Origin of the sequence: Schlesneria sp., assembly GCF_036405755.1 — a bacterium.
In the GTDB taxonomy this organism is placed as follows: Bacteria; Planctomycetota; Planctomycetia; order Planctomycetales; family Planctomycetaceae; genus Schlesneria; species Schlesneria sphaerica.
On record NZ_DASWWZ010000657.1, the window covers coordinates 1 to 7,698 of the forward strand.

Annotated in this window: 4 protein-coding genes; 2 read left to right on the forward strand and 2 right to left on the reverse strand. The window is 57.1% G+C overall.

Annotation, left to right across the window (positions count from 1 at the left end; translation table 11 throughout):
- The coding region (speB, locus tag VGE80_RS21760) for an agmatinase (RefSeq protein ID WP_440594103.1) at positions 1-690 on the forward strand (690 nt) is incomplete at its 5' end.
- 109 nt (positions 691-799) lie between these two features.
- Here speB and VGE80_RS21765 read toward each other — a convergent pair.
- Both VGE80_RS21765 and VGE80_RS21770 read right to left on the reverse strand, forming a co-directional pair.
- Positions 800-1,945, reverse strand: coding sequence for a sensor histidine kinase (locus VGE80_RS21765; RefSeq protein ID WP_440594104.1), 1,146 nt, complete (start codon positions 1,943-1,945; stop codon positions 800-802).
- A 314-nt stretch (positions 1,946-2,259) separates the two neighbouring features.
- Entirely contained in the window at positions 2,260-4,518 is a 2,259-nt protein-coding gene (locus tag VGE80_RS21770; protein ID WP_440594105.1) for an efflux RND transporter permease subunit, read from the reverse strand.
- A 504-nt stretch (positions 4,519-5,022) separates the two neighbouring features.
- Here VGE80_RS21770 and VGE80_RS21775 point away from each other — a divergent pair.
- Positions 5,023-7,386 (forward strand): dienelactone hydrolase family protein, encoded by a 2,364-nt coding sequence (locus tag VGE80_RS21775; RefSeq protein WP_440594106.1) that lies wholly within the window; start codon positions 5,023-5,025, stop codon positions 7,384-7,386.
- Positions 7,387-7,698 lie beyond the last annotated feature (312 nt).

Consider the following 7,698-nt stretch of genomic DNA (forward strand, 5'->3'; position numbering starts at 1 on the left):
GTGGGGGATATTGACGTGATCCCTCCCGATATCGTTGCGACTCACCACGAGATTGAGCGGGCGGCATCCCGGTTTCTCGCTGCGGGTCCCAAACTGATCTCGCTGGGGGGCGATCACTCCATCTCGTTACCCCTGTTGCGGGCTCATGCGAAGAAGTATGGCCCCGTGGCGGTTGTCCATTTTGATGCTCATCCCGATACGTGGGACTCGGAGTATCCCGGCCAGAAGTACAGTCACGGCACCCCGTTCCGGCGGGCTCTGGACGAATCATTGATCGATCCTGCCGCCTACGTTCAAATCGGAATTCGCGGCCCCACCAATGGCCCGGAAGACTACCTCGATGCGATCAGGCTCGGGACCCGTATGATCACGCTGGAAGAATTCCGTCGCAGCGGGGTCGATACTGTCCTGGCGGAAGTGCAATCCCGGATCGGAGCGGGACCGACCTACGTGACGCTGGACATCGATGCGGTCGACCCCGCCTTCGCTCCCGGAACGGGAACCCCTGAGGTCGGGGGCATCACCAGCTACGAGATGCTGCAACTGGTGCGAGGCTTGCATGGGCTGAACCTCGTCGGTTTCGATCTGGTGGAGGTCTCGCCACCGTTCGACTCGGCCAACATCACATCCATTCTCGCGGCCAACCTGGTGTTCGAATTCCTGTCACTGATTGCCAAAGCCAGCAAATAAGTGATCTCAACCAGGCGAGGCAGGACGCAACGCAGCCCTCGCATTGCGTCCGAGACACCTGTTCCGCCCGTGGGACGACGTTGCAGCACCGAAGAGGCTCCGCCCGACATCAGGCACATGTCGTGGTCGGATTCGTCCGGTCTGGCAAGGAAAAACGAAAGGTCGTACCGACGCCAACTTTGCTGTCGACGCTCACGGTCCCCTGATGGGCTTCAATGAAGGCTTTTACGATCGCCAGTCCCAGACCTTCTCCCTCTTCGTTCTCGGGGTCCGTTGCCCCCTTGTCAAAGACCTGAGAGAGTTGTTCAGCAGGGATTCCTGATCCGTTATCGGCGACCCAGCAATTCGCAATCCCGGGGCAGGTCTCCAGTCTTTCTGCACCAATCTCGATCGTTCCGCCGGGGGTATAGCGAATCGCATTTGCGATCAGGTTCTGGAGGATGCGCCGAATCAGCCCGGCATCCGCAAAGACAACAGTCTCATCGGGAACACGATTGAGCAGTTTTGTGCCGGTCTCTTCAACGAGCGGGCGGAAGTCAAGGATGATTGACTCGACAACGGGCCACAAATCGAACTCGCGTCGTTCGAGTCGAATCCCTGTTTCCGTCTGCAGATGCGTATTTTCTTCGATGACTTTACTGATCAAGTTTTCCAGGTGCTTCACGTTCCGGTTCAGAGCTTTCAACAACTGAACGAGATCGGGATCATTCATTACCTGTTGGGGTAACATCATTTCCAGCACGCGACCGGCGGTGGAAATCGCACTGAGCGGAGTGCGGAGATCATGCGCCACGAATGCCAGATACTCCTGTCGCCGTTCCTGCACGTCCATCGCCTGCTGCGCAGTGTATGTCGACAAAGCCAGTCCAATGGCGCGATCGAACACGCGGTTGAGGATATGAAATGGCTCTCCCTGCAGGATCACGCCATTCTGATCGGCCAGATCATGAATACATCCTCGCAGAATATTGTACTCGGCCACGACCTCTTCGAGCTCGAAGGAAACGTTCAACCGCTGCAATCCGTGGATTCGAGGACTGCTGTCATTGCATGGTTCCGCAATGTCCTGCCGGGCCTGAACGATCAACGCCGCCGCCAGTTCATCCAGCAAATCCGGAATGTGGTCGTTGAGAGTGGGGTTATCTAACCCTTGTGCAGAGGGGAGCTTTCGTACTTGCTGTCGCCACTGTACCAGCAGGGCATTTCGCTGCTGTTTGATAAGCGTCGCCAGGACTGCCAGATTTTCACTCGTCATCGAACCTCCAACTGCGCAGGTTATTTTTGTCGGAGGGGTAGGCGATCGTAAAGATGAGATAGCCGATATCGCCCTAACGGAAATCCATTCGCGCCGTCTTCCTGCGGGACCCGATAAGTCTAGTCTGCAAGTCAGCTTCGTCAATTGGGTGTTTTACAGGGATCGTGATTGACAGACTTTTAAGGTAGCAACCTTAACGCAGCTCATCAGTTACATTGAAGTCACAACGCGGGCATGGCGGCTCTCGTGATGGGAGAGCGGATTTGCAGACGATTCTTGACTTCGGAGCACCGAAATTCGCGGACAGCTGGAAGTTAAGCCTGAACGACTTCTTCGCCATTCTCTCCCACTGTTTGAGGCATCGTTTCCAAATCCGTGGCAGCCGCGTGCCCGCCAGCGACCAGCCGAAGAAGCAAGGGGAGAAGGATCAAGTTGCCCAGCAAACCGCCGATCATCGCCACACTGACCAGGATTCCAAAGTAAACCAGCGGAATAAAGTGTGACAGCGCCAGGACCGAGAAGCCCGCCACCAGAGCCACATTAGCAAAGACCAGCGCGAGTCCCACCCCCTGATGTGTCTCCCGCAGTGCCTGGGAAAAAGAGAGGCCGCGACGTCGGGCGTCCGTATAACCGGAGAGGTAGTGAATGCTGGAATCGACCGTCAGACCCATGGACACGCTGGCGATCATCGCGGTGGCGATATTGATCGGTAAGCCGATCCACCCCATCGTGCCGATCACCAGCACAATCGGGAACAGATTGGGTATCAACAAAATCAGGGCCAGGGGCAGACTGCGAAAGGCGATCCAGACACAGACCATGATGGCCAACGCAGCCACGACGAAGCTGGTCAACTGGTCCCCCATCAGGCTCTCGATCAGGTACGTCAGCAGCACAAACAAGCCGGTACATCGGGCCCCCTGGAATCGTTGTTCGGCAAGCTGCTCGACCTTCGCGATCAGTTCCAGTTTCGAGGCGGACGGCTGTCGTTCGCGGGCACGCAGCATGATCCGCATCCGCCCCTGTTCCGGGTTATAGAGCCCCGTCACGAAGTCAGGCTGCATCCGTTCCAACGCCGAAATACGCCAGGACAAAGGGAGGAACCCGATGAGATCCAGACCATCGGTAAGGGAAATCACCTTGGTGAGACGGCCCGGTGACTGGGGATCTTCAAGCTGACGCAGTTGAGCCGTGAATTCGCTGACCTGTGCCAGAAACGCACTGTCCAGTTCGGGGGGAGCGGGGAAGTTGACTTCCCAGGTTCCTGCACCCCCCAGACGTTCTTCAAACAGATTGAGTGATTTGACGATCGGACTCGAACTGCGGAAGTTCTTACTGAAATCGGTCTCGACCTGCAGCCGAAACAATCCAGCCGCACAGAAGATGGTCAGCAGCGACATCGCCCCTCCGACCAGCACGGGACGCGACTCGACCGACTTGGTCAATCCACCCAGGACTTTGGTCACGCTGTCCTCGGCCGGGGCACGCCCCGGGACCTTCTCGGATCCCCCCAGCAGGATCGCGCCTGGCAGCACCAGGGCACACGTCACCAGGACAAGCAGTGTGGCCAGGGTCATCATGATCCCAAAGCTGACCACCGGTGCGATATTGCTGATCATGACCGCAGAAAAACCCAGGGCCGTGGTCGCGATCGTCCAGAAGATTGGAATCGACAGATCCAGCATCGTCTGACGGAGCGCTTCGACCGGGGTCTTCGAAAAGCGATACTCACGATAACGCAGCGTGATGTGCATGACGGTCGCGATGCCGATGATCGTGACCAGCGAGTTCAACATGGAACTGACCATGCTGAGCTGCATGCCACTCAGCACCAGGATAGCCTTCGTCCAGATCAGCGTGACCTGAACCACGATCAGCGGCAGCAGCATCCAGCGGATACTGCGGAACAGAACGAAAATCACAGTCATGAGCAGAATGGCCGATGCCCAACCCAGCGTCGCCCCATCCTCCTCGACGTACCGAAACATGTCGTGTACTTGAACGGGCTCTCCCACGACTGCGGCAGGAGGATTGTGGGCATCCGCAATCTCGCGAACGAGCTGATAAGTCCTGGCGCGGGGAATCTCGGCCGTCCCTTCCGGCTCAAGCCGGCAGAAGATGGCGGTCGTCTGCGAGTCAGTGCCGACCAGCACACCTTCCATCAGCTTGCGGATGATCGACCGTCCAATCGGTGCCTGGAGCGCAACCGACAAGTACTGGATACTGTCTGACTGAAGACCTTTCACTTGCTGAAGCTGTTCGACCAGCGCTTCAATCCGGTCTCGTGCCGCATCCGAAAGACGGTCGCTATCTGGATCGAACAGCTCCGGATCCGTGTAGGCGACGACCACAAATTCATCACCACCAAACGTTTGCTTGCTTTCCCGCCATGCCGCCAGTCGCTGATTCTCTTTCGCGTACAGCGATTCGATCGACTGCTCAAACTGAAGTCGTGAAGCGGGAAACCAGGCCGCAACAGTCAGCAGGATCGCCAATGCGAGCCACCACCGACGATAATCCAGCAACAGATCTGTCAACCGGACTAACCAGGGCGGGGTCGAAGCGGTCATCATGACTCATGAACTTGTGGCAATCTAAGAAGTCATCGACAAACAATGCCGATGCCGTGTCCTTGGACTCTAATCAAGAATCCAAGTCACCGATAGTTCCACGACAATTTGGCTCTCCGCGAACAGAGCGATTCCCAGCGTCCAAGGCTTGTCAAAACGAGGCGCCTGACATCATAGTTTGCTGATGCGTGTTCAGAGACCGTCCCCTGTGGCCTGTACTTCGTTTCGTACCGGATTGCTGAACTTAAAGAAGAGGAATGAAAATCCCCTTTCTGCTCAGCCCGCCCTGTTCGAGTAATGTCGTTAGCGGCACGTGGAGATCGCTCGCTGAGAACGGACCCTTAAGAGGGCGTCTCAGGGGATCCTGACACAATGGAAACAGCCGACCGGGGCATGGGATTGCAGGTCGAGTCCGGGACAAGGACGACACCCCGCGATCGACAGCGATACTCGACGGTTTTTTGACGCGGAACCGAGGCGATTTGAGAACACTTCATGGAGACTGTAATGCGTGTCCCGTTCCTCCTGCTGACGATTAGCCTTTTTCCCCTGCTGAGTGCGGCGCAGGAAAGTCCCGCCACTTTCCCGGGCACTGAGCCACTCAAGGCGGAACAGCCGCTGGACGTCCTGATGGTCGAAGGGATCGATCAATTCAGCCTCAAAGAACTCGACAAAGCCCGGCAGCAGCGTGAATCCCTCTGGAAGAGGGACTACAGCAGCGCACAAGCCTATCAGAGCAGTCTGGAGCCTTATCGTCAAAAACTTCGGACGTACATTGGGGCCGTTGATCAACGGGTTCAGGGCATTCAGTTCGAGCGCCCCCTCAAGTTCACGGGCCTCAAGGCAGCCGAGACGAAACCCGCCCATGCCTACTATGAGCCCCAATTCCAGCGCTGGCCCGTTTTGCCCGGGATGACGGCCGAAGGACTGATTCTCGTCCCGCAAGGAGCTGAAAGTCCACGCGGTATCGTGATTGCCATTCCCGATTCCCGCTGGTCTCCTGATGTATTCGCCGGGGCGACGGAGCAGGGGACCCCGTCGTCGAAGCTCCCGCAGGTGCTGGCCGAAAACGGCTTCCTGGTCGTGATTCCGACGCTGATCGATCGCACCGACGAATTCGCTGGCAACCCTTTAATCGCGATGACCAATCAGACGAACCGGGAATGGGTCTATCGATCGGCGTTCGAAGTCGGACGACATGTGATCGGGTACGAAGTTCAAAAGGTCCTTGCCGCGATTGATGCCCTCGACGGCCTGAATCAGTCGACCAAGTGGAACTTGCCGATCTCCCTCGTCGGTATTGGCGACGGAGGCCAGATCGCGCTGTATTCGGCTGCGATTGATGCTCGACCTGCTTCAGTTCTCGTCAGTGGTTACTTCCAGCCGCGCGAAGGGGTTTGGCAGGAACCGATTGATCGAAACGTCTGGCGACAACTGGTTGAGTTCGGCGATGCAGAAATCGCCGGGATGATCGCTCCGCGGCCACTGATCATCGAAGCGTGTGCGATCCCCGAAACAGACGGACCACTACCCGTCCAGGCGGGACGACGGGGTGGCGCCGCCCCCGGTCAGATCAAGACGGCGGACTTGGCCCAGGTCCGAATCGAGTTCGACCGAGCCAAAGCCATCTACGAAAAGCTGAAACCTGGCAACCACATCGTGCTGGTGGAAAGCGGAAGTGATGGGAGGGGTCCTGCGGCTTCCAATGCAGCGATCATGGCGCTGGCTCAAAAGTCGGATTGGCGCGACTTCAAACCAGAAGCCCGCGGCAAATCGGTGCCGCTCACGGAAGCTGTGAATTGGCGTTCGGTTCAGGGACGACAGGTCGGAGAGGCGATCGACTTCACGCAGAAGCTGCTTCGAAATTCTTTCAAGGTCCGTGACCAGCTTTTCGCCAAAGCCGATCGATCGTCCGTCGAGAAATGGGAATCGACTGCCGAACCATTGCGAGACCATGTCTACAACGAATTGATCGGGAAATTGCCCGAACCTTCGATCCCGCTCAATCCCCGGACTCGAAAAGTCCTGGAGACGGATGATTACACCGGCTACGAAGTTGTGCTCGACACCTACCCCGACGTCATCGCAGCCGGAATCCTGCTCTACCCCAAGGGTATCAAAGCAGATGAAAAGCGTCCGGTCGTTGTCTGTCAGCATGGGCTGGAAGGGGTCCCCATGGACACCATCAGCGGACCGGGGACAGAAGGTTACCCCTATTACAAAGGCTTCGCCGCGGAACTGGCGCGCCGTGGCTTCATCGCCTATTCACCACAGAATCCTTACCGGGGAAAAGACCGATTCCGGACACTTCAGAGAAAATCCAACCCAGTTGGCCGGTCTCTTTTCAGCTACATCATTCCCCAGCATCAGGTCACGCTGAAATGGCTCGCTTCGCTGCCTGCCGTGGATTCCAACCGGCTGGCTTTTTACGGTCTGTCGTACGGCGGGAAAACGGCCGTTCGGGTTCCCCCGATGCTGACATCAAAAGAAGGCCAGCCAGGTTACTGCCTGTCGATCTGTTCTGCTGACTTCAATGAATGGGTGACCAAGAACGCCAGCGTCGATCTGCCGTTCTCTTATGTCTTCACTCATGAATACGAGATCTTCGAGTGGAATATGGCACACGTCGCCAACTACGCCGAACTGTCAATGCTGATGACACCCCGTCCGTTTATGGTCGAGCGTGGTCATGACGACGGAGTGGGGCTGGATGAGTGGGTGAGCTTTGAATATGCCAAAGTCCGGCGGCATTACTCCAAACTGGGAATCCCCGAGCAGACAGAGATCGAGTTCTTCAATGGCCCGCATACGATCAATGGCAAGGGAACCTATGACTTCCTCCATCGTCACCTGAACTGGCCAAAGAAATAGAACTGAATGCACCTCACGGCCGGGCGGTTCCAAACGGGATCCTCGGCCGTGGTCATCCTGTATGACGCTCAGATTCACCCGGCCGTCCGATCTCGTTCTTCCATGTCGGAAACACGGTCGCCCCGGGCGCCACGTCATCTTTCCTTTCGCAAGGCGAAGTCGTTGGATGCGAGAGAACGTTGTCTGGCAAGAATCGACAATCGGTGAACGCAAGGGCCTTTGCCCCGCAAGGCCCGTTTCTGAATGAGGACTTCCATGGATTTTTCACGTCGATCACTGATCAAGTCGGGTCTCGGTCTGGCTCTCGGAAGT

What these genes read in the sequence shown, in the direction of transcription:
- VGE80_RS21765 (WP_440594104.1), bottom strand. Translation starts at nt 1,945, where the DNA reads ATGACGAGTGAAAATCTGGCAGTCCTGGCGACGCTTATCAAACAGCAG.
- VGE80_RS21770 (WP_440594105.1), bottom strand. Translation starts at nt 4,518, where the DNA reads ATGATGACCGCTTCGACCCCGCCCTGGTTAGTCCGGTTGACAGATCTG.
- VGE80_RS21775 (WP_440594106.1), top strand. Translation starts at nt 5,023, where the DNA reads ATGCGTGTCCCGTTCCTCCTGCTGACGATTAGCCTTTTTCCCCTGCTG.